18 protein-coding genes and 5 tRNA genes are annotated in these 25215 nt (G+C 40.4%); 19 read left to right on the plus strand and 4 right to left on the minus strand.

The features are described from left to right. Positions 1-132: 132 nt before the first annotated feature. The 7 genes from PUND_RS06605 to purF all read left to right on the plus strand — a co-directional run bounded on the left by PUND_RS06605 (position 133) and on the right by purF (position 10961). A complete protein-coding gene (locus PUND_RS06605) occupies positions 133-4761 on the plus strand; it encodes a FimV/HubP family polar landmark protein (protein ID WP_198501063.1) in 4629 nt (1542 codons plus the stop codon). 169 nt (positions 4762-4930) lie between these two features. After that, on the plus strand, positions 4931-5725 hold the full coding sequence (truA, locus tag PUND_RS06610; RefSeq protein ID WP_008111070.1) for a tRNA pseudouridine(38-40) synthase TruA: 795 nt from the start codon (positions 4931-4933) through the stop codon (positions 5723-5725). A gap of 163 nt (positions 5726-5888) precedes the next feature. Beyond that, the gene (gene accD / locus PUND_RS06615; protein ID WP_010388048.1) at positions 5889-6764 is read left to right on the plus strand and encodes an acetyl-CoA carboxylase, carboxyltransferase subunit beta; all 876 of its coding nucleotides are present in this window, start codon (positions 5889-5891) and stop codon (positions 6762-6764) included. Between the two features lie 25 nt (positions 6765-6789). Continuing rightward, positions 6790-8055 (plus strand): bifunctional tetrahydrofolate synthase/dihydrofolate synthase, encoded by a 1266-nt coding sequence (gene folC / locus PUND_RS06620; protein ID WP_010388050.1) that lies wholly within the window; start codon positions 6790-6792, stop codon positions 8053-8055. A gap of 11 nt (positions 8056-8066) precedes the next feature. Beyond that, positions 8067-8693: an SPOR domain-containing protein gene (locus PUND_RS06625; protein ID WP_010388051.1), complete on the plus strand. Its 627-nt coding sequence runs from the start codon at positions 8067-8069 to the stop codon at positions 8691-8693. Positions 8694-8921: 228 nt separating this feature from the next. Then, a complete protein-coding gene (locus PUND_RS06630; protein WP_008111063.1) occupies positions 8922-9416 on the plus strand; it encodes a CvpA family protein in 495 nt (164 codons plus the stop codon). 18 nt (positions 9417-9434) lie between these two features. Continuing rightward, positions 9435-10961 (plus strand): amidophosphoribosyltransferase, encoded by a 1527-nt coding sequence (gene purF / locus PUND_RS06635; protein WP_008468349.1) that lies wholly within the window; start codon positions 9435-9437, stop codon positions 10959-10961. An 87-nt stretch (positions 10962-11048) separates the two neighbouring features. Here purF and PUND_RS06640 read toward each other — a convergent pair whose 3' ends face one another. Next, positions 11049-11648: a Yip1 family protein gene (locus PUND_RS06640; RefSeq protein WP_008111059.1), complete on the minus strand. Its 600-nt coding sequence runs from the start codon at positions 11646-11648 to the stop codon at positions 11049-11051. A 199-nt stretch (positions 11649-11847) separates the two neighbouring features. Here PUND_RS06640 and miaE point away from each other — a divergent pair, with 199 nt between their 5' ends. The 3 genes from miaE (at position 11848) to PUND_RS06655 (ending at position 16984) form a co-directional block, all read left to right on the plus strand. After that, positions 11848-12627: a tRNA isopentenyl-2-thiomethyl-A-37 hydroxylase MiaE gene (gene miaE / locus PUND_RS06645; RefSeq protein WP_010388055.1), complete on the plus strand. Its 780-nt coding sequence runs from the start codon at positions 11848-11850 to the stop codon at positions 12625-12627. Between the two features lie 192 nt (positions 12628-12819). Beyond that, complete coding sequence (locus tag PUND_RS06650) at positions 12820-15054, plus strand: EAL domain-containing response regulator (protein ID WP_010388056.1); 2235 nt, start codon at positions 12820-12822, stop codon at positions 15052-15054. Next, on the plus strand, positions 15047-16984 hold the full coding sequence (locus PUND_RS06655) for a sensor histidine kinase (protein WP_010388057.1): 1938 nt from the start codon (positions 15047-15049) through the stop codon (positions 16982-16984). The genes PUND_RS06650 and PUND_RS06655 overlap by 8 nt, the downstream gene beginning before the upstream one ends. Before the next feature lie 12 nt (positions 16985-16996). Here the strand turns inward: PUND_RS06655 and PUND_RS06660 are convergent, their stop codons facing one another. Together PUND_RS06660 and PUND_RS06665 are read right to left on the minus strand one after the other, a co-directional pair. Beyond that, complete coding sequence (locus PUND_RS06660) at positions 16997-17731, minus strand: UDP-2,3-diacylglucosamine diphosphatase (protein ID WP_010388059.1); 735 nt, start codon at positions 17729-17731, stop codon at positions 16997-16999. Positions 17732-17798: 67 nt separating this feature from the next. Then, positions 17799-18290 (minus strand): peptidylprolyl isomerase, encoded by a 492-nt coding sequence (locus PUND_RS06665; RefSeq protein ID WP_008111051.1) that lies wholly within the window; start codon positions 18288-18290, stop codon positions 17799-17801. 154 nt (positions 18291-18444) lie between these two features. On the opposite strand from PUND_RS06665, the gene cysS reads away from it, so the two are divergent. Next, positions 18445-19824, plus strand: coding sequence for a cysteine--tRNA ligase (gene cysS / locus PUND_RS06670; protein ID WP_008111049.1), 1380 nt, complete (start codon positions 18445-18447; stop codon positions 19822-19824). Between the two features lie 188 nt (positions 19825-20012). Beyond that, positions 20013-20909 carry a DMT family transporter gene (locus PUND_RS06675; RefSeq protein WP_010388061.1) on the plus strand — a complete coding sequence of 299 codons (897 nt, stop codon included), beginning with the start codon at positions 20013-20015 and terminating at the stop codon, positions 20907-20909. A gap of 30 nt (positions 20910-20939) precedes the next feature. Here the strand turns inward: PUND_RS06675 and folD are convergent, their stop codons facing one another. Further along, positions 20940-21794: a bifunctional methylenetetrahydrofolate dehydrogenase/methenyltetrahydrofolate cyclohydrolase FolD gene (gene folD, locus PUND_RS06680; protein WP_008111045.1), complete on the minus strand. Its 855-nt coding sequence runs from the start codon at positions 21792-21794 to the stop codon at positions 20940-20942. 348 nt (positions 21795-22142) lie between these two features. On the opposite strand from folD, the gene PUND_RS06685 reads away from it, so the two are divergent. The 7 genes from PUND_RS06685 to clpP all read left to right on the plus strand — a co-directional run bounded on the left by PUND_RS06685 (position 22143) and on the right by clpP (position 25114). Continuing rightward, positions 22143-22219: transfer RNA gene (locus PUND_RS06685), tRNA-Pro, on the plus strand. Between the two features lie 55 nt (positions 22220-22274). Then, a tRNA-Arg gene (locus tag PUND_RS06690) sits at positions 22275-22351 on the plus strand. A 24-nt stretch (positions 22352-22375) separates the two neighbouring features. After that, a tRNA-His gene (locus PUND_RS06695) sits at positions 22376-22451 on the plus strand. An 18-nt stretch (positions 22452-22469) separates the two neighbouring features. Next, positions 22470-22546 (plus strand) — tRNA-Pro (locus PUND_RS06700). A gap of 56 nt (positions 22547-22602) precedes the next feature. Continuing rightward, a tRNA-Pro gene (locus tag PUND_RS06705) sits at positions 22603-22679 on the plus strand. Positions 22680-23032: 353 nt separating this feature from the next. Continuing rightward, positions 23033-24337, plus strand: coding sequence for a trigger factor (gene tig / locus PUND_RS06710; RefSeq protein WP_010388062.1), 1305 nt, complete (start codon positions 23033-23035; stop codon positions 24335-24337). 159 nt (positions 24338-24496) lie between these two features. Further along, positions 24497-25114 (plus strand): ATP-dependent Clp endopeptidase proteolytic subunit ClpP, encoded by a 618-nt coding sequence (gene clpP / locus PUND_RS06715; RefSeq protein WP_008111041.1) that lies wholly within the window; start codon positions 24497-24499, stop codon positions 25112-25114. The last annotated feature ends 101 nt before the right edge of the window (positions 25115-25215 follow it).

Consider the following 25215-nt stretch of genomic DNA (forward strand, 5'->3'; position numbering starts at 1 on the left):
AATAGAGCTTGCAATAAAAATAGATTGTAATAAAAATGTGCGTTAGCCACGTGGTTAACAACGGCAAGAATAATCAATGTTTAAGCGCCAATTGAAAGCGCTGTGTTAACATTTAAACATTAAAGGATCAGCATGCGCGGTTTCGTTTCACTTATTATATTAGCGTCTGCACTGATGGTAACGACTGTTTACTCTCAAGACAGTACCCAATTAAGAGGGCCCAAAGGCGCAGATTACGGCGCACAGGGGCGTTCTATTGGGCCAATAAAACCAACCGATACACTTTGGCGCATTGCCGTTAAGGTTCGTCCCGATAATTCAGTTAGCATTTACCAAGTTATGCAGGCCTTGTATAACAAAAACCCCAACTCATTTTTAGAACAAAATTTAAATCACATGCGAAGCGGTTCTTATTTAAAGATACCTACTTTGGCAGAAATTAGACGAGTAAACCCGCAATTAGCTAAGCAACGCTCTGAGCAAGATGATGACCTGTGGGAAAAAAAGAAAAATGGTACGCTTACTCAAGCAGAAATTAATTCAGCACAAACACAAGTCACGCAAGCTCGCAAAGCTGATGTTGATGAAGCTAAAAAAGAGTTACAACAAGAATTAAAAGCGATAAAAACAGACCAAGGTAATAAATTAGTTGAGCTTCAGCAGCAGTTTAAAAGTTCAGTTAGCAACGTAGAAGAGATCTTAGTTGAAAACAACAACCTAAAAAAACAGCTTACAGGTATTTCAAACGAGTTAGAAAACGTTCGCTTACAGCTTGGTCAAGACAGTGAAATACAGCAACAGTTAAAAGAATTAATCCTTAAGCAAAATGAGATTATTGCGCAGCAAAAATTAAAAGAGGTAGAGCAAGAGAGTGAATTTAGCTTTGCCGCGCTACTTTCGAATCCTTTAGTGCTGATTTTATTAATGACCATTCCGGCTTTATTGATCATTTTTGCCGTTGTTATGTGGTTGCGTAAGCGAAGTAATAATCAAGAGCCTGAAAGTGACGATGATGAGTTTATTCCACAAGCACCTGCTTTTACTGATCCGATAGATGAAGTGCCAGAGCCCACTCTTGATGAAGCGCCAGCCCCCGATCCACTTGATGATATAAGTGTGCAACTAGACGATAACATGGATGACGTGTTACTCGATGATGATGTTGATTTAAACGATGATCTCGACGACGACAGCCTTCTAGATCAAGATGAGTTAGAAAGCCTACTCAGTGATGATGTTGTTTTTGAAGACGAAAATACCGAAGACGATGAACTTGATGTTTTCATGCAACAAGACTTTGATAGCTCAGATGAAGATGACACGGGCGATACAATTAATCTTGACGAATCGGATGATATTTTAAGTTCAGATGACTTAGATAGCCTGTTTGACGAAGAAGACGACGATGCTCTGCCAGATGAACCTAAAGGTGAATCGAATGATGATATGGCAGCACTTAGTGAAGAACTTGCTGAAGAGGGCGAAGACTTTAACATTGACGACTTGCTTGATGAGAATAATGAACAAGCAGATGATGTAACAGCACAAGCTGATGATGACGAGTTTGATATAGACAGTTTACTCGATGCTGAGCAACCAGCAGCTGAAGATCAGAGCGAAGAGCCAGATATCGACAGCTTAGTTGATGAAGATGACGAGTTTGATATTGACGACTTGCTCGATGCTGAGCAACCGGCTACTGAAGCTCAAACTGAAGAACCAGACATCGACAGCCTAGTTGAAGAAGATGATGAAGTTGATATTGATGAATTGCTCGATGCTGAGCAACCAGCTACTGAAGCTCAAACTGAAGAGCCTGATATCGACAGCTTAGTTGAAGAAGACGATGAAGTTGATATTGATGAATTGCTCGATGCTGAGCAACCAACTACTGAAGCTCAAATTGAAGAGCCAGATATCGACAGCTTAGTTGATGAAGACGATGAAGTTGATATTGATGAATTGCTCGATGCTGAGCAACCAACTACTGAAGCTCAAACTGAAGAGCCTGATATCGACAGCTTAGTTGAAGAAGATGATGAAGTTGATATTGATGGTTTGCTCGACGCTGAGCAACCAACTACTGAAGCTCAAACTGAAGAGCCAGACATCGACAGCTTAGTTGAAGAAGACGATGAAGTTGATATTGATGAATTGCTCGATGCTGAGCAACCGTCTACTGAAGCTCAAACTGAAGAGCCAGACATCGACAGCTTAGTTGAAGAAGATGATGAAGTTGATATTGATGAATTGCTCGATGCTGAGCAACCAACTACTGAAGCTCAAACTGAAGAGCCTGATATCGATAGCCTAGCTGAAGAAGACGATGAAGTTGATATTGATGAATTGCTCGATGCTGAGCAACCGTCTACTGAAGCTCAAACTGAAGAGCCAGATATCGACAGCTTAATTGATGAAGACGAAATAGATAGTGACGATGTACTAGATACTGAGCAACCTGAAAGTGATGTTCATGATTCTGAAATAGATCATGCATTGGCGGACTCAATTGAAGATTTAACTGACGCGCAAGAAGAGTTAAATAGTGAAGATGTAGAATCTATCGCTTCATCTTTTGCTGAGCCTGAGCCTGAGCCTGAGCCTGAGCCTGAGCCTGAGCCTGAGCCTGAGGTAGAGCCAGAAATTGAAGCTGAGCTTGAACTTGAAGTAGAGCCTGAAATTGAAGTAGAGTCAGAGCTTGAAGTTGAGCCTGAACCTGAAGCAGAGCCTGAAGTTGCAGCTGAGTCAGAAACTGCAGCTGAGCCTGAACTTGATGTTGAATCAGAAGATGATTTTACCGATACGTCTTCTAATTTACTCGATCCAGAAGACGCGCTTGATGAGTACAATGATGAAAACCTCGATAGCGTTGATGAGCTACTGAGCGAGTTAGAACAAACAAGTGATGATTATGTAGAAGCACCTGATTGGTCAGTTGATGGCTTAGACGAGCAATTTGAACCAGAAGCAGAGCCTGAGCTTGAAGCCGAGCCTGAACTTGAATCAGAGCCAGAGCTTGAAGCAGAGCCTGAACTTGAAGTCGAGCCTGAATTTGAAGCCGAGCCTGAACTTGAAGTAGAGCCAGAACTTGAAGCCGAACCAGAGCTTGAAGCAGAGCCTGAACTTGAAGCCGAGCCTGAGCTTGAAGTCGAGCCTGAGCTTGAAGGCGAGCCAGAACTTGAAGTCGAGCCTGAGCTTGAAGTAGAGCCTGAACTTGAAGCAGAGCCTGAACTGGAAGCAGAGCCTGAACTTGAAGTAGAGCCTGAACTTGAAGCAGAGCCTGAACTTGAAGCAGAGCCTGAACTTGAAGCAGAGCCTGAACTTGAAGCAGAGCCTGAACTTGAAGTAGAGCCTGAACTTGAAGTAGAGCCTGAGCTTGAAGCCGAGCCTGAACTGGAAGCAGAGCCTGAGCTTGAAGAAGAGCCAGAACTTGAAGCAGAGCCTGAACTTGAAGCAGAGCCTGAACTTGAAGTCGAGCCTGATGTTGGATCAGAAGATGATTTTACCGATACGTCTTCTACTTTACTCGACCCAGAAGATGCGCTTGACGAATACAACGATGAAAACTTCAAAAGTGTCGATGATCTTTTAAGTGAGCTTGAGCAAACAGGCGATGAGGATGAACAAGTACCTGATTGGTCAATGGATGACTTAGACGATGATCTTGATGAAGAGGAAATTGATTTAGGCGATGACCCGCTTGCTGGCGATATCCAAAGCAACGATTTATCGACAGAAGACGATGAGCTATATGAGCCTGAAATAATCACCCCAAGTGAAGAACTTGAGGAGTATCCTGAGTTAGAGCTGGATGATGAACTGCCTTTATCTGATGAGGAACAACAATCTTTAACACCACAAGAGCTACAAGGTGATAATTTAGATGGTGATGCCACAGGCATGTCACCCAGCCAAGCAGAGCAAGATCTCGCTAATGCTCTATCAGCAGGTAACGATCTCGATAGCCTAGAAGATGATTTTGATGATGAGCTGTTACTTAACAATGAGTTTTCAGAGTTAGATATAGAGCAAGCTTTAGATAATGATATTTCAGAGTCTGCAGATCTGACTGAACAAGCTGCAGATGAGCAAGCTGTTAGCTCTAATGATGATTTTGACGATGATCAACTTGATGCGTTAACAGAGTCAGCTGAATTTACCGATCAGCAAACAAATGCTGATCGTGAAGCTGATTTAACGCAAACGTCAGTACCGTCAGAATCAGAAATGATTTCAGATGATGAACTAGATGATGAGTTCATGGCTGATTTAACGCAAACAGATTTTGATTCATTACTGAATGAGTTGGCTGAACCTGATGATGTTGATTTAAGCGACAGCAGTGAATTCGATGTTGATTTTAATAGCTTACTTAACGAAGATTTAGCTGATGATAAAGCACCATCGTTGCAAGAGCCCATTGAGCAACCTGAGGTTACTGAGCCATTAGATCAAGATGACTTTGTTGATATTGATGCATTACTAGAGCAAAGTGATGATGCGGATATAGATCACGAACCTTACACCGACGTCGATATGGATGTTGGTTTGGGTGACTACGATTCACTACTTGCTGGTGATAACCCTATGGATGTTGATACTCAAAGTGGTGGTTACTCGGCAAAGCTTGATCTTGCTCACGCATATATAGAAATTGATGATGCTGACTCGGCAGTTAAAATTTTAGATGAGATTATTAATAATGGCCCAGACGATGTGCAAGAAGAAGCACAAAATCTAAAAGCTAAGCTGAAAAACTAACAATAGCTAATCCTTAAAAGGATATCTGAGCTGTAAAACCCGTTATTGGCTAACACTAATAACGGGTTTTTTGTATCGCATAGTTAGGAACCTTAGTTCGCTGCTTTTATTGGAACGCCATATAGCATAAAATGCAGCGTCGATTAGCACAGTAGGTAAAGCAGTAATTATGCGAGTAGCACTTGGAGTAGAATACAACGGCGCGCGTTACAGTGGTTGGCAGCGTCAATCTCATGTAAATAGCGTACAACAAGAAGTAGAAAAAGCGTTGTCGCGCATTTGTAATCATCCGGTTGAAATTGTATGTGCAGGGCGCACCGATGCCGGTGTTCATGGCACTGGTCAAGTTGTGCATTTTGATACCCATGCTGAGCGTGAAATGGTGGCCTTTACATTAGGCATGAATACCTTATTACCAAAAGACATTGCTATTCGTTTTGCCCAGCCTGTGGTTGAAGACTTTCATGCTCGCTTTAGTGCAACTGCTCGTCGTTATCGTTATGTGATTTATAATTATGCGTTTCGTGGTGCGGTATTAAATGAAGGTGTTACCCATTTTCATCATCCTTTAGATGAAGTGAAAATGCAGCAGGCTTGCCAATATTTATTAGGTGAGCACGATTTCACCTCGTTTAGAGCGCTTCACTGCCAAGCTAATACGGCAACGCGAACGATTCATCATTTATCGGTACAGCGCCAAGGTGCTTATGTCATTATTGATATTAAAGCCAATGCGTTTTTGCATCATATGGTACGTAATATTACCGGGTGTTTAATGGATATCGGTTTACATAAACATGAACCAATTTGGTTAAAAGAGCTGTTAGATGTTAAAGAGCGGGCCAAAGCGAGCGCCACAGCAAAAGCGGCGGGTTTATATTTAGTAGATGTTGATTACCCAGAACACTTTAATATTCCTAGAACGCCGTTGGGACCATTGTTTTTAGCCGATACAGATATTTAAAAGGTAATCAGTTGATGATTTTTATACGCTATTATTCGTAGGGCTAACTACTAAGACCAGTTTTTTATACCGTGATAGCGTAATTCATGTTTTAATTGGAAAAATTTGTTTGCATGGTTAACATGTAGACTCGCGACACAGAACAGCATTAAGAGAGTTGCAAATGAGTTGGCTAGAAAAAATCTTACCAAAAACGACTAAATCTTCAGGTCGTAAAGAAATTCCAGAAGGTGTATGGGCTAAATGTACGTCATGTGATTCAATTTTATATAAAGCAGAATTAGAAAAATCACTAAATGTATGCCCTAAGTGCGACCATCATATGCGTGTAAGTGGTCGTAAACGTCTTGAACAGTTTTTAGATGACGGTGACCGCCACGAATTAGGCGCTCAACACGAACCTAAAGATGTGCTTAAATTTAGAGACTCTAAAAAATACTCAGATCGTATTAATGCAGCTCAAAAGTCAAGCGGTGAAAAAGACGCACTGGTTGCAATGAAAGGGAACTTAAAAGGTATTCCGGTTGCTGCAGTTGCATTTGAATTCTCATTTATGGGTGGCTCAATGGCATCGGTTGTAGGTGCTTGCTTTGTTGACGCGGTTGACCAATGTTTAGAGCATAATATGCCGCTGATTTGTTTTTCTGCATCGGGCGGTGCACGTATGCAAGAGGCGCTAATGTCACTTATGCAAATGGCTAAAACCAGTGCTGCACTTGCTAAAATGACCGAAAAAGGCCTACCGTTCATCTCGGTAATGACTGACCCAACAATGGGTGGTGTATCAGCATCATTGGCAATGCTTGGTGATATTAATGTTGCAGAGCCTAAAGCTTTGATTGGTTTTGCAGGTCCGCGTGTTATTGAACAAACCGTGCGTGAAACACTGCCTGAGGGTTTCCAACGCAGTGAGTTTTTATTAGAGCACGGCGCAATCGACATGATTATTGACCGTCGAGAAATGCGCGATACGCTAGCACGTATCTTAGCAAAGTTTATGAACTTGCCTTCTACGGAACAAGAGCATAGAGTAGCGTAAATTTCAGCTTTACTGATTACATGCTATGACAAAAACAATTCCTAGCCAATCATCAAGCCTTGATGATTGGCTTTGTTATTTAGAGAGTGTTCACCCAGCTAATATAGAAATGGGCTTAGAACGCGTTGCTCGTGTTGCTAACAACATAGGGCTTTTAACCTCCTCAAGTAAAATCATTCTTATTGCAGGTACCAATGGCAAAGGAACAACAGCACGTTGTTTAGAGTCATTATTATTAGCCCAGGGTCATTGTGTTGGCACTTATGCTTCTCCTCATTTAGTTCGCTACAACGAACGTGTACGCGTTAATGGCGCTGAGCTTGACGATCAATACCATGTCGATGCGTTTAATCTACTAGAGCAAGGGCGTGGAGACACACCATTAACCTATTTTGAATATGGCACCTTAGGCGCGTTAGCAATATTCAAGCGTTTAGAGGTTGATTACGTGCTATTAGAGGTCGGTTTGGGCGGGCGTTTTGACGCGACCAATATTGTTACCCCATTTGCTAGTGTGATCACCACCATCGATTTAGATCATAAAGAATATTTAGGTGATACCCGTGAGCTGGTGGCTTATGACAAGGCGGGAATTTTTAGAGAGAGTACTCCGGCAATTATTGGGGATTTAAATATTCCGCATACAATGACCGATTATGGCAAAGAAATTAACGCTAATATGGTGTTATCGGGTAGTGACTTTATTTTTAAAGAGCATGAGCAAAGTTTTAGTTGGCAATTTAAAACACATAATCTCGAGTTACCTAAACCGGCCATCCCGTGTCAAAATGTGGCCACTGCGTTAACGACATTGTCGGTGCTAGATTTATTACCAAGTGATGAAGTGATAACTCAGTGCATAGCCAACTTAGTGGTAGAAGGGCGCTTTCAACAATTAAGTGAGTCGCCATTAGTGTACACCGATGTGGCACATAACCCTGAATCGGCACGTTATTTAGCAACTAAGTTAGCAAGCTATAAAGATAAAGGCTTTAAAATTCATGCATTAGCCGCTATGCTTGCTGATAAAGATAAAGTCGGTGTGCTTAAAGAAGTGGCTGATGTAGTCGATGAATGGTCGTTGGCTAGCTTAGGTGGCCCGCGAGGGGATAGTGCAGCTCATCTTCAACAGGCGCTTTCAAGTATACCCAATAGTCATTTTAAACAGGGTTATAGCAACGTAGAGATAGCATTGGATGCTATTTTGCCAAGCCAGCCAAGTAATACACTATTGATTGTATTTGGCTCATTTTTTACCGTGGCTGGCGCTATTCATTACTTTAAAAAATAGAGAGGATGTCGGTGAACTCAGGTTTTATTAATCGCTTAGTCGGAACAAGTATTGTGGTGATCGCAGCAATTGTGTTTATTCCCAATATACTCGATGGTGAAAAAGTGCACTATAAAGAAGGCTTTAAAGCGATTCCAGAACGCTCTGAGTTCAAGACCATTGATTTACAAAAATCAATTGATCAGCAAGTGGCAAATGCAGAACCATTAAAAGAGGATGAAATTGAAAATATTCAGCCTGATGATGCTGCATTTGAGCAACAAAACAGCTCTGCTGAAACTGACATTACTGCAAAGCCAGCAATGGTTGAAGCGGTTATAGCCGATACAAAGCAAGGCACAGTAACTGCCGGGCAAAATAACGCTACGCGTAATACTAATGAAAACTTAACAAGTATGGCGTATGTCATTCAGCTTGGTAGTTTTTCTCATGCGGCAAATGTAAAAGCGTTGCAGGCAAAGCTAAAAACGAAAGGTTTTAAAAGCTTTACTAGGCCAATTAAAACGCCAAATGGTACGTTAACTAAAGTATTTGTAGGGCCGTCATTAAGTAAAAATGAGCTGCAGTCCCAACTTCCCGCGCTGAAAGAGCTAACTAAACTAAACGGTAAAGTTACTCAATTTGAAGTGGCAAAATAACTTAGTCGCTAATAGGTGAGTGTGCTTATAACTTAATATTGCACATTTACCTAACTTATACTCCATAAGTTAAGGCTAGATCTCCACCTACTTTTAGCCTGTATATTTCACGCTATTTTTTATCTAAAAACTGTATGTTTTTACTCACCTGCATTCTCACGCTTAAACTTGCATCACTGGGAGGTTTAGGTATAGAATGCGCCCAAAATTAGCGACTAATTGGTTCTTATGATCTGGGTTGATTACGCCATTATTGGCATTATTGCACTCTCTACCATCATCGGTTTAATACGCGGCTTTGTTAAAGAAGCTATGTCATTAGCGGTATGGGCAGGGGCTTTCATCATCTCCAGCTTATTTTATCAATATTTAGCTTCCTTCCTAACATCCATTTCTGAACCCCTTTTAAGAAATGCAGCGGCCATTGCCATATTATTCTTTGCGACGCTATTGTTAGGCGGTTTACTAAACTATATTTTAGGTGAGCTTGTACAGCGAACCGGATTATCCGGCACAGACCGTGTTTTTGGTGTGGTGTTTGGTGCTCTTCGAGGCGTGTTGGTCGTGAGCGCGTTACTCTTCTTTCTTGATGCTTTTACTGGTGCGCCAAATACGCATTGGTGGGGCAACTCTATTTTGATTCCAGAATTTGGCTTTGTAGTTGAATGGTTCTTTTCGTACCTAGAAAACAACTCGAGCTTTTTAAATTCAGTAAACCGTTAATCGGCGAGGATAAATTACATGTGTGGTATCGTTGGAATAGTCGGAACATCGCCAGTTAATCAGGCGATTTATGATGGCTTAACCGTTTTGCAACACCGTGGCCAAGATGCTGCGGGTATCATAACTATTGAGAACAATACATTTAGCTTGCGCAAAGCAAATGGCCTAGTGAAAGATGTATTTCACACTCGTCATATGAAACGTTTGCAAGGCAACATTGGCATTGGCCATGTGCGCTACCCAACAGCGGGTTCTTCAAGCTCGTCAGAGGCTCAGCCGTTTTACGTGAACTCTCCTTTTGGTATAGCACTTGCCCATAATGGTAACTTAACCAATGCAGAGTCGTTAAAAGAGCAGTTATTTTCAGAGGCACGTCGCCATGTTAATACCACCTCTGATTCTGAGATTTTGCTTAACATCATGGCGCATGAGCTAAGTAAGCCAGACAAACTAAAATTAGACCCTGAAGATATTTTTACAGCGGTTACTGAAGTTAACAATAAAGTGACGGGTGGTTATGCAACTATAGCCATGATTATCGGTCATGGTATTGTGGCGTTTCGCGATCCAAATGGTATCCGTCCTTTAGTATTTGGTAAACGTGAATCTGCTGCCGGTACTGAATATATGTTTGCATCAGAGAGTGTGGCGTTAAAGCCAGATGGCTTTGAGTTTATTCGTGACGTTGCCCCAGGCGAAGCTATTTACGTGACTGAAAAAGGCGAGTTTCATTCTTTTACCTGTGCAGATAAAGTGTCTTACTCACCATGTATTTTTGAATTTGTTTATTTTGCGCGCCCGGATTCAACCATTGACCGCATGTCGGTTTATGCAGCACGTGTAAATATGGGAACTAAACTAGGCGAGAAAGTAGCGCGTGAATGGGCCGATAAAGACATTGATGTCGTTATTCCTATCCCAGAAACTTCGTGTGATATCGCTTTAGAAATGGCACGCGTGCTTGACTTACCTTACCGCCAAGGCTTTGTTAAAAACCGCTATATTGGCCGTACGTTTATTATGCCAGGCCAAGAGCTACGTAAAAAATCAGTTCGTCAAAAACTCAATGCAATTGACCGTGAGTTTAAAGGTAAAAATGTCCTACTTGTTGATGATTCAATTGTACGTGGTACTACTTCAGCACAAATTGTTGAAATGGCACGCGAGTCTGGAGCTAAAAATGTTTACTTTGCGTCAGCTGCACCGGAAATACGTTTTCCAAATGTATACGGTATAGATATGCCATCGGCGGCAGAACTAATTGCACACGGCCGTGAAGTAGAAGATATTAACCAAAGCATTAGCTCTGATGGTTTAATCTTTCAATCATTGAGCGATTTAATTGCCGCAGTTAGCCAAGAAAACCCTGAAATCACTAAGTTTGAGACGTCAGTGTTTGATGGACAATACATTACTGGCGACGTTGATCAAGACTACCTAAATCGTATAGATAAGCTACGTAATGATTCTGCTAAAAGCACTCGCGAAAACGCCATGTCGTCTGGTTTAGAAATACATAATCAAGATGAAAACGAATCTGATTAATAGTGTAGTTAAAGTCTAATAGTTATATTAACTGTAAATAAAAAAGGAGCTTAATCGCTCCTTTTTTGTTTTTAAAAAACTAATTTTTTAGGTAAACATAGGGCTGATTATACCGTTGGTCCATAGCATGGCGGTAAGTGCTAAAATAATAACCAGCAAAATGAGTCCACAGGTTACAACAGAGCTTGCATAAATAAAGCCGCGCTCCTGCGGAATGTGCATTAAAATAGGGACGCCGGTATAAAGTAAATAAACTGAGTAAGCCAGCGCCACTAACCCAACACACACCACAAACCACAACTCAGGCCAAAAGGCAGCCAATGCCGACATAAACACCGGTGTTGCGGTATACGCTGCCAGCTCAATTGTTTGGGTAAAGGTCGGTTTAGCACCAAAAGTAACCGCCATCCAATGCGCTAAGTAGGCCAGTGCAAATACACCGCCAATTAAAGCAACATACATAGCCGCGCCAATCATTAGTGCGCTTTCATGGGTTAAAAATACTGGGTTACCTGTGCCTATACTCCAGCCTAAGTAAACCGATGAGTAATATCCCATTGCTGAGGGGAATAAAGCGATAAGCAAAATGTGCGATAAGCTGTAGGTTAAGCTTTCGTGACGGTTATCAATTGTTTGCCACTCTTCGAGTGGGTGGGCGTATAAGCCCCATAGGTGATTTAGTATCATTGCGTGCTCTCCATAAAAGGATATATTACTGTTTGGTTATAGTTGGTTTGTTTTTTATACAGTCCATTTAGTTATGGTTCAGTAACTAAGCAAAGTCAAGTTATCCACATGCTTGTAATAAGGGCGTGTGTTTATTTTATTCAGGGCATTATTTCGTGTTAAAATACATAATCGCAATTTATAGCAATGAGTAGTCAGCGTGCCACATAGCCAGCTTTTAGAGCCAATTAACAACTTTTTATTATGCAGTACCCCCGATGAGTGGGTTGAACAGGCGACCAAAAAAGAAAATTTACCCATCATATTAATTGATCATTTAATTTGTGAGCTAAAAGCGGCACAAAGTGCGATGTTTTTAATCCGTAAGTATGCGGTAGATAAAGACAGCAGTGATGCACTGCTTGAGTGGCTAAAACCGTTTGAAACGCTTATTTATAAACGTGAGGGGAACTGGCGTGATTTAGCGGCTAAAAATAAACTGACAAAGTCTATTATTCCTAAATCTAACTCACCTTATGGACAAGACTTAATTGATAAAATGGTGATGTTAATAAAAGAAGAGTTGCATCACTTTTATCAAGTGTTGGAAATTATGGATGAATACGGCGTTGAATATAAAAGTATAACCCCATGTCGTTACGCTAAGGGTATGCTGCGTAATGTTAAAACCTTTGAACCCAACGCCTTAGTTGATAAACTTATAGTAGGTGCGTACATAGAAGCGCGCTCATGTGAACGTTTTGCTGCGCTTGCCCCGCATGTAGATAAACGCTTAGGGGACTTTTATATTTCACTGCTTCGCTCAGAGGCTCGCCATTATCAAGATTACTTAACCCTTGCTCAAGAAATTGCTGACTTTGATATTACCGAGCGGGTAAAAGAATTTGCTGAAATAGAAGCGCAGCTAATTACATCAGACGATGAAGACTTCAAATTTCATAGCGGCGTACCTATTACTGCTTGCCAACAACCCGCATAATTTACACATAAAGCTGCTACCAGTTAAACAGCAAACTGTTGTAGCAGCTAATTTTAATTAAATTCTTTTTAAATTAGACACATCCAATACCCTCACCTAATATTAGAATAACTATTTAAATTATTTAACTTATTGCTTTGTAATTCATTTTAATAACAAGGTCATACCTTATTTATTATTGGGTGAGAAGATATGCAAGATAAAGAGGGATTGTTTGTATTTGCAGCTGAAGAAGAACAGGCAGATACAGAGCTGAAAGCATGGAAAATATTAACCGTTGAGGATGACCTTGATTATCAGAACGCGTTAGTTAATAGCTTAAAAGAATTAAAAGCCAAGGATGGTTATAAATACGAGCTTTTAACAGCAAATTCTGTGCCTGAGGCTGCTCTTGCGCTGAGTATGCACCCAGACATCGCACTCATATTTATAGATGTAGTAATGGAGGAGGATGACTCAGGTCTGCGTTTAGTAAATACTATTCGAGAGGTTATTGGTAACGCAGAAATGCGTATTGTGCTGTTAACAGGCCAACCAGGTTTTGCACCAGAGAGCGATATCATGAAAGTACTTGATATCGATGAATACTGGAATAAATCAGATATTTCTGCCGAGAAGCTGCAATCAATTGTTAATAGTAACATGCGCACTTGGGAATATATTTCACAAATCAAGTCAGCCAAACAAGGTTTACAGTTGGTACTAGACGCGTCTAGAAGTATTAACGGTAAGCATGACATGGCCTCTTTTTCTTATGCTGTGCTTAAAGAAATTAGTAATATTTTAAAAATAACCGAAGGCGGCGGTATTTTCTGCTCGAGTAATGTAAACCCTGGCTCTGAAAGTTTAATACTTTCTACACATGGTTGCTTTAGTGGCACTAAAGGGCAACCTGTGGAACCTAACCTGCCTGCAGAAATGCTGCAAGATTTTAAACAAGCGACCAGAGAGCGTCGTCATATATTCTCAAAAAATCACAGTGTGTTTTTTTTCGAAACGCATACTTTGCAAGGTCAGGATACTGACTACATAACGATTGTAAAATCTGATAACCCTATCAATGAGCAAAATGAATATTTACTTAAAGTATTTAGTGAAAATGTTAGCACGGGATTTGCTAATATTTCGTTGTTGAATCGCTTAACTGAACTTGCTTACACCGACGTATCACTTAACTTGCAAAACCGTAACTGGCTAACCCGTGAAATAAAGAATATGAATGCCCATGAGCGGCTAAAAACGCGATTAGTCATTTTTGATATTTATCAGTTTGATGAAAAAGCGTTTACTTTCGGGAATGACTTTTGTAATAAATTAATGAAGCTAGTTCATCAAAGTATAGTTGATTCTTTTGCTAAGTATGAACCGCGGATAGCATTAATTAGTAATAAAACATTTGGCATGCTATTCAGCGTTGACTTTGATATCTCAGATGCAATTAGTTACTTTCAAAATAAGCAAAAGTTCGAAATTGAACAGGTGAAGCAATATATTGATGTGCGTATATTGGAGTTGAAGTTAAGCGCTGCTTTAAACTTAACACCTGAAAAAGTGATTAGCTTAGCAGAGTCTAGTCTTAACTATACGGGGGCAAACCAAGCAAAGTATATTCAGCATACTGAGGAAAAAACAGATCAGATTACTCGTCGCTATGAGTTGATGGCTGAGCTTAGAACGGCTATAGGTAATAAAAGTTTAGAGGTGGCATTACAACCCAAAATCAGCTTATCAACCTTGAAACCAGCTGGTTTCGAAGCACTCGCTAGGTGGCAAAGAGCCGATGGTAGTTTTGTTCCCCCCGACGAATTTATAGAATTAGCAGAAACAGCCGGATTAATTAATGAACTAGACCATGTAATTTTTGAGAAAATACTAGAGACTATTAATCAACTTAAAGAGCAAGGCTGCAACTTACCCGTTGCATTTAATGCATCCTCTTATGATTTAGTTGAACCAAGCTACTTTGAACAAATAAAAACTAAAATTGAAGAATACAGTATTTTGCCTTCTATGCTTGAGCTAGAGGTGACAGAGACACAAGCTATAAGCAACTATAGTTTAATTAAAGAAGCGCTTGAGCGGTTCATTGCTTTGGGTATGAAAGTCAGTATTGATGACTTTGGTACAGGGTATTCGTCTTTGGCTCACATTAATGAAATACCGTCTACGTCGATAAAAATAGATCGCTACTTTGTTAGTGACCTTGAGTTTAATGACAATAATCAATACATGATTAAGATGATATTGTCTTTGGCAAAGCAATTTGACTTTTCGGTGATTGCTGAAGGCGTTGAGAATGAATTTGAGGCCCAGTGGTTACAACAGCAGGGGTGTGAAACGGCTCAAGGTTACTACTTTGCTAGGCCATTATTTTTTAAAGATTTAATAGTGTGGCTAAAACAGTTTGAAGTGAGTGCGAATGAATAGCCTTAACAGCTTGCCGGTCGGCTCAAAAAAAAGTGTGCTGATAAAGTCTTTGTTTAGTTTATTTATTACTTTATTTGTTGGCTGGCTTATTTATGAACAAGTATATCAAGAAAAAATAAACACCATAAAAACCAAACAAGATGAAAAGTTAGTACTTATAAGTAGTGATTTTTCCAGAGAGCTCAGCAGTATTAAAAAGCTCACGCTTATACTGGCACAGGGACCCGCATTAAAAAGTGATAAACAAGGCAAACCCTTTCAACAAGAACAAATCAGAGATGAGGTAAATAACTATTTTTTAAATTTCGCCGCTATCTCTAATAATATCTCGCAAATCCGCTGGCTTGATACTCAAGGTCAGGAGCAATACCGTATTAATGTAGTGAATGGTGCAGGCGAAATTGTAGCGCCCGATGGGTTGCAAAATAAGCAAAACCGTTACTACTTTCAAAAAGGGATGCAAATTAGTGCGCCTGATATTTTTGCTACAGAAATAGATTTAAACATAGAACGCAACAAAATTATAAAACCACACCAACCAACAATCCGTGTAACCTACCGTACTAGCGAAGAAAATTACTTTTTAGATGGCCTATTGGTGGTCAATTTTAACTTAGATTATCTATTTAATCAGATCAAAAGCTATAGCCAAGAAAGTACTCATATCAGCATTTTGAATCATGATGGTTTTTGGTTGTTAAATAAAGATTCTCGCTTAGAGTGGGGGTTTATGTATGGTAAGAATGAGCAAACGCTTGCCATTCAAGAACCACGGTTTTGGCAGCAAATTATTGATGGCAAAGTCGAGTATGGTTCGCATTTTTTTAATAATAGCCTTTATACATATCGACGTTTTTCTATTTTTTCGCTACGTGAAAACACAGAAAAGATCAGTAACACCGATAAAGAGTTAATTATTCTTATCAGTAGCCCCGATGAACTTCTATTAAGCGCGCAAAAAGTCGCATTAAAACTAGCTCTTTTATGCAGCAGCGTACTCTGCTTAGTAAGTTTTGGCTTTATTTATCGTGAGTATAGGTTTCAAAACCAGTTAGTAACTCTGTCGCATAAGTTGCATATAGAAAAAGTAGAGCTGGGCATTGTCAATCGAGAGCTTGACGAAACGATTAAACAACAACAGAAATTACAAGAGGGGTTAATTGAAGCGCAAAAATTATCTTCACTCGGGTTGTTAGTTGCTGGTGTTGCCCATGAGATGAATACCCCGATTGGAGGAGCCGTTATTTCGGTTTCTAATGCCGATATGGCATTGAATAAATTAAATGAAGCCATGAAGAAAGGGCTAACTAAATCAACCCTAGAAGACACAACTACACGCATTGGAGAGAACTTAGCACTGGCAAAAGTTAACTTAAATAAAACAGCGGTGTTGGTGAAAAGCTTTAAAAAAATGGCGATTGACCGCCATAATGATGAGTTTATTGCATGTGATATTGAAAAAATCATTCAAGAGTTATTATTGACATTAAACTCTAGGTTAAAAAGCTCGCCGATAAAAGTGAAAACTATTTTTTCACTTAATAAACAAGTGGTTAGTTTACCGGGTATCATTTCTCAGGTTGTTGAAAACTTAGTGATCAATGCGCTAAATCACGCTTTTGATGAAAAGCAGGAGGGCGTAATTGAAATAAAAGTTGAACAAGCGACTAATAATAGGGTGAGGCTGAGCGTGTCAGATAATGGTAAAGGTATTAACGCTGAGATAAAGGCAGATATATTTGAACCCTTTTATACTACAGCTAGAGGTAAAGGTAACACGGGTTTAGGTTTATATATGGTTTATCAATGGGTAACTCAAGTTTTAAAAGGGGAGATTTCGTTGCAATCTGATCTAGGCGGTAATGAAGACTACAAAACACAATTTGTTATTTTACTGCCAGAGCTTGCCACAAAAACTCATTACAATTAATTGTTAGGAGCGTTATAAAGGCGTTGAAATTAATTGTTGTAACTCGGGGGTAACCACTAAATATGAACCTTGAGTATACCAATCGCCTAACACAGTGCGAGTTAGGGTTTGGTTATTAACTTCATAGGTATGTACATTAGGGCGGTGAGTATGGCCGTGGATCATATTAGCCACGTTATGCTTAGCAAAGGTCTCTAATACAGCGCTTTGCACTACATCAAGTATTTCTATAGGTTTGTCTGCTTGACTAAGTTTGCTTTTTTCACGTGCATCACGGGCTATTTTCTTTCGATACCATAATGGCATAGCAAGCATTAATTTGGGCCACCACCAACCACGACTTTTTTGACGAAACTTTTGATACTCAATATCCTGAGTACACATTTCATCACCATGTAAAATTACAGTGGGAGTGCCGTAAAGGTCGATCACTGTTTGCTCATCGAGTAGAGTCATTCCTGCCATATTGGCGTATTTTTCACGCATGATAAAATCGCGATTACCGTGTACAAAATAAATGGGGATACCCGAGTTACTAACTGCTTTTAATTGTTTGGCAACTGCTGCTGATAGTTCGCTAACATAATCGTCACCAACCCACACTTCAAAAAAATCACCTAAAATATACAGCGCATCTACTTTTTGAGGAGCAATATGGGAGTGTAAAAACTTAAAAAATGCCGCTGTAATATCAGGGCGATTTTCACTCAAATGTAAATCGGCAATAAAGTAGGTTTGGCGAGTCATGGTAGTTCCAGTTAAATAAAAGCGGGTGAATACCCGCTTTATGTATTCTGTGAAGAATAAGGGGGTTTTAGCTTACAGTTACACTTTCAATTACCACATCTTCAAGTGGTACATCTTGGTGGAAACCATTGCTACCTGTAGCAACACCTTTGATTTTATTTACTACGTCCATGCCTTCTACTACTTCAGCAAACACACAGTAACCCCAACCTTGCGACGTTTCGCTGCTGTGGTTTAAAAAGTCGTTGTTATTCACGTTAATGAAAAATTGCGCTGTAGCTGAGTGTGGATCAGGCGTACGCGCCATTGCTAAAGTACCTACTTTGTTAGATAGGCCGTTGTTAGCTTCATTTTCAATTGGGTCGTTTACTTCTTTTTGTTCCATGCCCGATGCAAAACCACCGCCTTGAACCATAAAACCATCAATTACACGGTGAAAAATAGTGCCGTTATAAAAACCTGAGTTTGCATACTCTAAAAAGTTTTTTACTGTATTTGGAGCTTCGCTTTCGTGCATTTTAATGGTGATATCACCAAAGTTTGTGTGTAGAACAACCATGAGGTTTCCTATAGCTGGTTTAAATATTGGTGCTATTTTATCGTAGTTGACTCAGATTAACAAAGTAGATGTTATGTTTGTTATAAACCGCTAGAGCCCATGCTTAGCAAGTGGTAACATAGCTTTTCTGTTAATCGTGAAGGAAAGCAACTAAATGGTACAAATATACAACACACTGACACGCCAAAAAGAACAATTTAAACCTATGGTCGATGGAAAAATCGACATGTATGTGTGTGGTATCACCATTTATGATTACTGTCACATTGGCCATGCACGCACATTTGTGGGTTTTGATGTAATTGTTCGCTATCTTCGTCATTTAGGTTACGACTTAAAGTACGTACGTAATATTACCGATGTTGATGATAAAATTATCAAGCGCGCAAATGAAAACGGTGAGGCGATTAACGACTTAACCGTGCGTATGACTAAAGCCATGCATGAAGACTTTGACAGTTTAAATATGCTACGTCCTGATGTAGAGCCAACGGTTACAGGTCACATGGATGAAATTATTGCTATGGTTGAGCGTTTGATTGCCAAAGGCCATGCTTATGTTGCAGCCGATGGCGACGTTTTATTTGATGTATCAACCTTTGAGCAATACGGGGCACTTTCACAGCAAGATTTAACCATGCTGCAATCGGGCTCACGTGTGGAAGTAGCACAAGATAAAGACGATCCTCTTGATTTTGTTTTATGGAAAAAAGCTAAAGCAGGGGAGCCATCGTGGTCATCACCTTGGGGAGAGGGGCGCCCTGGTTGGCACATAGAATGTTCAGCAATGAGTTCAAAGCACCTAGGTGAGCACTTTGATATTCATGGTGGTGGTTCAGACCTACAGTTTCCGCACCACGAAAACGAAATTGCGCAATCATGCTGTGCTAACAACGGCCAATACGTTAATACTTGGATCCACACCGGTATGGTTCAAGTGAACAAAGAAAAGATGTCTAAATCATTAGATAACTTTTTTACCGTTCGTGAAGTATTAAAGCAATACGATGCTGAGTCGGTTCGCTACTTTTTAATTTCTGGCCATTACCGCAGTCAACTTAATTACTCGCAAGAAAACTTAGACCAAGCACGTTCATCACTTGAGCGTATTTACACGGCATTACGTGGTGTTGAGCCAGTTGAATGTGAGCTTGAGGGTAATGAGTATGTAGCTAAGTTTAGAAAAGCTATGAATGATGACTTTAATTCGCCAGAAGCATTACCGGTTGTATTTGAAGTTGCTAAAGAGCTAAACCGAGTAAAAGAAAGTGATAGCGAAAAAGCAGGACATTTAGCCTTTGTTCTACGCAGCTTAGGTGAAATACTTGGTATTGCTCAGCAAGCACCAGAGGCATTTTTACAAGGCGGTCAAAACGACGATGAAGTGGCTGAAATTGAGGCACTGATAGTAAAACGTAATGACGCACGTGCCAGTAAAAATTGGGCTGCAGCAGATGAAGCTCGCGATGCTTTAAATGCACTGGGTGTAATACTTGAAGATTCAGCGGGAAAAACAACGTGGCGTAAAGCATAGGGTTTGTCGACCTTGGCAGATTTAGCCATAACGCGCTGATCACAAAAAAAGGGTTACCATAGGGTAACCCTTTTTTGGTTATATCAATTGCATTAAATTGATTATGTTTTTAATAAAATTGACGCTGTTGACCTCAATCATAGTTGAGGTTTTAAACTCGCATTCATCAATTTAAAAATGGAAAATTAATGAATATTTTACTTGCCATGATCCCTGCTTTTTTATGGGGCACGACTTATGCAGTGACTAAGTACGCAACCCCAGAGTGGCCACCAATCTTATTAGGTGCCATACGCGCACTTCCTGCCGGTTTATTGTTGTTGCTGTTTAAACCTTCTTGGCCAACGGCTAAACAATGGCCAGGCATTTTTCTGATCGGCACAATTAATATTGCGTTATTTTTTAGCTTTATTTTTGTAATGGCAATTAACCTACCAGCAGCTATCGCAGGCGTGGGAATGGTATCCGTCCCTGTGGTTGCATTATTATATGCATGGCTTGTAAAGCGACAACAGCCAGCGCTGGTGCAAGGTTTTTGTGCGCTTGCTTTGGTGGTTTTAGCATGGCGCTTATTTGATCCACAACATGTAGCACTTAATGTTTTGGGGGTTTTGGCGCTGATAGGGGCACTATTAACTATTGTTATAGGCAGTACGCTGGTAAAAAAAGTAACGGCTAAAGTACACTGGTGGACGGTACTCACGTGGCAGCTAATCATTGGTGGCAGTTTGCTAGCAATTGCGGCTATGGTTCAAGCTTTTTATTTTGCCCCTCAGCAGTATCAATTTTTAACTGCATCAATAAATACCACGCAATGGCTGGCGTTATTTTGGCTGGTGGTCCCTAATACTGCTTTGGCTTACATCCTATATGTTTGGTTATTAGGGCGAATGTCAGTAGTTGAATTTACTTTTGGCACTATAGCCAACCCAATTGCCGGTATTTTATGTGCAGGAATATTAATTAACGAGCAGTATGCAAGTTGGCAATATGCAATTATGTTATTGATGATTGTGTTTTCGGTTTTGCCACAAGGCTTGGACTTAATAAAACGAAGAATGATGATACAAAAAGCCCGCAATTAAGCGGGCTCTTCATTGCTTTATTTTTGTTTATTAGCTGTGATATTTCTCACACGCTTCTAATGTATTTTCAATTAAGCTGGCAACTGTCATCGGGCCTACACCGCCTGGTACAGGAGTAATAAAGTCAGCTTTTTGTTCTGCAACGGCGTACTCAACGTCACCCACTAATTTACCGTTGTCTAAACGGTTAATACCCACATCAATAACAATTGCGCCTTCTTTTATCCAATCACCAGGAATAAACTCTGGTTTGCCTACAGCAACAACCAGTAAGTCAGCACGGCGAACATGGGTTTCTAAATCTTGCGTGAACTTATGGCAAACAGTAGTCGTACAGCCAGCTAACAATAATTCAAGTGACATAGGGCGGCCCACAATATTAGAGGCGCCCACAACCACTGCGTGCATGCCTTTGTAACGCACACCCGTTGAATCTAATAAGGTGATAATACCCTTTGGCGTACATGGGCGAAGGGCAGGCATTCGCTGCGCCAAACGACCAATGTTATAAGGATGAAAGCCATCAACATCTTTATGCGGGGTAATACGCTCAAGAATTTTTTCTGCATCTAGGCCTGCAGGTAAAGGAAGTTGTACTAAAATACCGTCAACTTCGCCATCAACATTCAATTCATCAATTAATGCTAATAGCGCTTGCTCTGTTGTGTCTGCGGGTAAATCAAATGATTTAGAAATAAAACCCACTTCTTCACAGGCTTTACGCTTTGAACCAACGTAAACTTGGCTTGCTGGGTCTTGTCCAACAAGCACCACAGCTAATCCTGGGGCTCTAAGGTTTTGTGCAACACGTTCTGAAACTCGTTCAGCCACTGCGCTACGTACTTGTTTTGCTACTGCTTTACCATCAATGATGTTTGCCGTCATGGGTGACCTTTAATTAGGTTAATTAACTTGATACCGATACATTTAAAAAACGAATGCATATATAGGGGTTAAAATGCCGATAAAGAAAAAGACCTTCACCTTACTCATTTTTTAATATGGCGACTATTTTCGCAGAAAAGCGGGTGAGCGCCAAGTTGCTTTTAAATTATAACCCCCCGGATTATAAAAAAGAGTTTAAATTTTATCCCTGTATCGTAATATTTGACCATTATGAACTAAAAATGAGCAATTGATTTGTTTTCTTAAAAAAACGTTTGACCTAACCCGGTCAAATCACTATTATGCACCCCGTTGTCAACGAGGTCACTCGCAGACAATAGTAAGTATCGGCGATTAGCGCAGTTTGGTAGCGCACTTGGTTTGGGTCCAAGGGGTCGCAGGTTCAAATCCTGCATCGCCGACCATTTTTATGTTTACTCATAACAATTTAACTTACTAGTGAACTATGAAGTTTTCGATGCGCCCATAGCTCAGCTGGATAGAGCAACGCCCTTCTAAGGCGTCGGTCGAAGGTTCGAATCCTTCTGGGTGCGCCATTTTGAAAACACTGTAATGCAGTGGTGATTGTAGCTCAGTTGGTAGAGCCCCGGATTGTGATTCCGGTTGTCGTGGGTTCGAGCCCCATCAGTCACCCCAATTTACAAAAAAGAATATCGGCGATTAGCGCAGTTTGGTAGCGCACTTGGTTTGGGTCCAAGGGGTCGCAGGTTCAAATCCTGCATCGCCGACCACTTTCTTGTAGGTGGTCTTAAATCCTAAGTTTAAGTATTCGAGAAAATATCTATATCGGCGATTAGCGCAGTTTGGTAGCGCACTTGGTTTGGGTCCAAGGGGTCGCAGGTTCAAATCCTGCATCGCCGACCATTTTCCCTTAAGTCACATATTCTGAATCTCTATTTTATCTTAAATAACTCTATTTTTTTTCTCCTATTCATTCTATACAGTTTAATTAGCCTGTTTTTTATTCGCTTAGTCGTTATCTGCCTTTAACTACCCCAAATAATTGCCCCCCACACTCGACTATCATGAATATTAGGTTATAATGCCGCGTCTATTTGTTTAAAAATATAGTGCCCTTAGGGCAGAGCAGCAATGGTATCTCCTGGTAGCGACGGATTTTTTTAAGCTCTAAGGCTTGAATTTTATCAAGACGCCTATAGATTACTTTGTTTGTAATGAAGGCGAAAAGTCGCCAAAATTGAATATTGAGGTAAATCATGCAAGTTTCTGTTGAGACGACTCAAGGCCTTGAGCGCCGTCTGACCATCACCGTTCCTGCAGAGAACGTTGAGACCGAAGTAAAAAAACGCTTACAACAACTGTCAAAAACGCAGCGTATCGACGGTTTCCGTGCTGGTAAAGTTCCAGTATCAGTAATCAACAAGCGTTTCGGACCAGCTGTTCGTCAAGAAGTTGCTGGCGAAGTAATGCAACGTAATTACATTGAAGCAATTGTTGCTGAAAAAATTAACCCTGCTGGCGCACCTACATTTGCTCCAAAAGCACTTGAAGCAGGTAAAGATTTAGAGTTCTCAGCAACATTTGAAGTTTACCCTGAAGTTGAAGTTCAAGGTTTAGATAAAATTGCTGTTGAAAAACCAGCGGTAGAAGTAACTGACGAAGATTTAGCAAACATGCTAGAGACACTTCGTAAGCAACACGCTTCTTGGGCTGACGTTGATGCAGCTGCTGGCGCAAACGACCGTGTAACGGTTGATTTCGTTGGTACTATCGACGGTGAAGAATTCGAAGGCGGCAAAGCTGAAGATTTCCCATTAGAACTTGGCCAAGGTCGTATGATCCCAGGTTTTGAAGACAACATCGTAGGCAAAAAAGCAGGCGAAGAAGTTGTTGCTGACGTAAACTTCCCTGAAGATTACCACGCTGAAAACTTAAAAGGTAAAGCGGCTCAATTCACTATCACAGTGAAAAAAGTTGAAGCGCAAGAATTACCTGAATTAAGCGATGAGTTTGCAACTAAATTCGGTGTTGCCGAAGGCGGCGTAGACGCGCTTAAAGAAGAAGTTAAAAAGAACATGACACGTGAGCTAGACCAAGCGGTTAAAGCTAACGTAAAAGACCAAGCAATCAAAGGTCTTTTAGAGCAAAACGAAGTTGAAGTGCCTAAAGCATTAATCGACCAAGAAGTTGACGCTTTACGTGAGCAAGCTGCTCAACGTTTTGGTGGTAACGGTCAAAATATGCCTGAGCTTCCAGCTGAATTGTTCCATGAGCAAGCAGTTACACGAGTTAAAACTGGCCTATTATTAGGCGAAGTGATCAAAGCAAACGACATCAAAGTTGATGACGCTAAAGTTGAAGCACTTATCGCTACTGTAGCATCTGCATACGAAGATCCAACTGAAGTAGTAGAATACTACAAAGCAAATGATCAACTAATGCAACAAATGCGTAATGTAGCAATGGAAGAGCAAGCTGTTGAAGCTATTTTAGCTAAAGCAACTGTGACTGATGTTGAAAAAGCATTTGATGACATCATGAATCCACAGCAAGGTGCATAATAAGTCATTGACTTAAGCGCTCGCTAACGATTAAATGGCTCGTGTTACTCTGTTTATGCAGTGTGCCCGGGCCATTTTAGTTTGTGGTTCTTAATTAGCTAAAAATGATCATTATGCTTTTCTTAGAATAAGTATAAGCGCATAAGGAATTAAATAAGTATGAACACTGGTATGACAGATCCCCTAAACGCATTAGTACCAATGGTTGTTGAGCAAACAGCTAAAGGCGAGCGCTCGTTTGATATTTATTCGAGACTATTAAAAGAGCGTATTATCTTTTTAACGGGCCAAGTTGAAGACAACATGGCAAATCTGATTTTAGCGCAAATGCTTTTCTTAGAATCAGAGAACCCAGATAAAGATATCTTCTTATATATCAATTCACCGGGTGGCTCGGTCACTGCGGGAATGGCTATTTACGATACAATGAATTTCATCAAACCTGATGTAAGTACTATTTGTGTGGGCCAAGCGGCTAGCATGGGTGCGTTTTTACTATCTGGTGGTGCAAAGGGTAAACGTTTTTGTTTACCTAATTCACGTGTAATGATTCACCAACCATTAGGTGGATTCCAAGGTCAAGCATCTGATTTTGAAATACACGCGAAAGAAATCCTGTCTATTAAAGACAAATTAAATCGCTTAATGGCTGAGCATACTGGCCAACCGCTTGATGTTGTTTCACGTGATACAGACCGTGATAACTTTATGAGTGCAAGCCAAGCTGTAGATTACGGTATTGTTGACTCAGTATTTACTAATCGCGGTAGCAAGTAAGTATGCCTGCAAGCAGTAATGCTTGCTAATGAGAGTTACTATGCGAAAAAGCCTAAATTTTGGTATAGTTAAAGCGTATTAAAATAGCCACCAAGACTTTG

The organism is Pseudoalteromonas undina (assembly GCF_000238275.3).
GTDB lineage: Bacteria > Pseudomonadota > Gammaproteobacteria > Enterobacterales > Alteromonadaceae > Pseudoalteromonas > Pseudoalteromonas undina.

Excerpts from the sequence above, each read along its gene's own strand:
- PUND_RS06605 (WP_198501063.1), top strand. The coding sequence starts at position 133 with ATGCGCGGTTTCGTTTCACTTATTATATTAGCGTCTGCACTGATGGTA.
- truA (WP_008111070.1), top strand. The coding sequence starts at position 4,931 with ATGCGAGTAGCACTTGGAGTAGAATACAACGGCGCGCGTTACAGTGGT.
- accD (WP_010388048.1), top strand. The coding sequence starts at position 5,889 with ATGAGTTGGCTAGAAAAAATCTTACCAAAAACGACTAAATCTTCAGGT.
- folC (WP_010388050.1), top strand. The coding sequence starts at position 6,790 with ATGACAAAAACAATTCCTAGCCAATCATCAAGCCTTGATGATTGGCTT.
- PUND_RS06630 (WP_008111063.1), top strand. The coding sequence starts at position 8,922 with ATGATCTGGGTTGATTACGCCATTATTGGCATTATTGCACTCTCTACC.
- purF (WP_008468349.1), top strand. The coding sequence starts at position 9,435 with ATGTGTGGTATCGTTGGAATAGTCGGAACATCGCCAGTTAATCAGGCG.
- PUND_RS06640 (WP_008111059.1), bottom strand. The coding sequence starts at position 11,648 with ATGATACTAAATCACCTATGGGGCTTATACGCCCACCCACTCGAAGAG.
- PUND_RS06650 (WP_010388056.1), top strand. The coding sequence starts at position 12,820 with ATGCAAGATAAAGAGGGATTGTTTGTATTTGCAGCTGAAGAAGAACAG.
- PUND_RS06655 (WP_010388057.1), top strand. The coding sequence starts at position 15,047 with ATGAATAGCCTTAACAGCTTGCCGGTCGGCTCAAAAAAAAGTGTGCTG.
- PUND_RS06660 (WP_010388059.1), bottom strand. The coding sequence starts at position 17,731 with ATGACTCGCCAAACCTACTTTATTGCCGATTTACATTTGAGTGAAAAT.
- PUND_RS06665 (WP_008111051.1), bottom strand. The coding sequence starts at position 18,290 with ATGGTTGTTCTACACACAAACTTTGGTGATATCACCATTAAAATGCAC.
- cysS (WP_008111049.1), top strand. The coding sequence starts at position 18,445 with ATGGTACAAATATACAACACACTGACACGCCAAAAAGAACAATTTAAA.
- PUND_RS06675 (WP_010388061.1), top strand. The coding sequence starts at position 20,013 with ATGAATATTTTACTTGCCATGATCCCTGCTTTTTTATGGGGCACGACT.
- folD (WP_008111045.1), bottom strand. The coding sequence starts at position 21,794 with ATGACGGCAAACATCATTGATGGTAAAGCAGTAGCAAAACAAGTACGT.
- tig (WP_010388062.1), top strand. The coding sequence starts at position 23,033 with ATGCAAGTTTCTGTTGAGACGACTCAAGGCCTTGAGCGCCGTCTGACC.
- clpP (WP_008111041.1), top strand. The coding sequence starts at position 24,497 with ATGAACACTGGTATGACAGATCCCCTAAACGCATTAGTACCAATGGTT.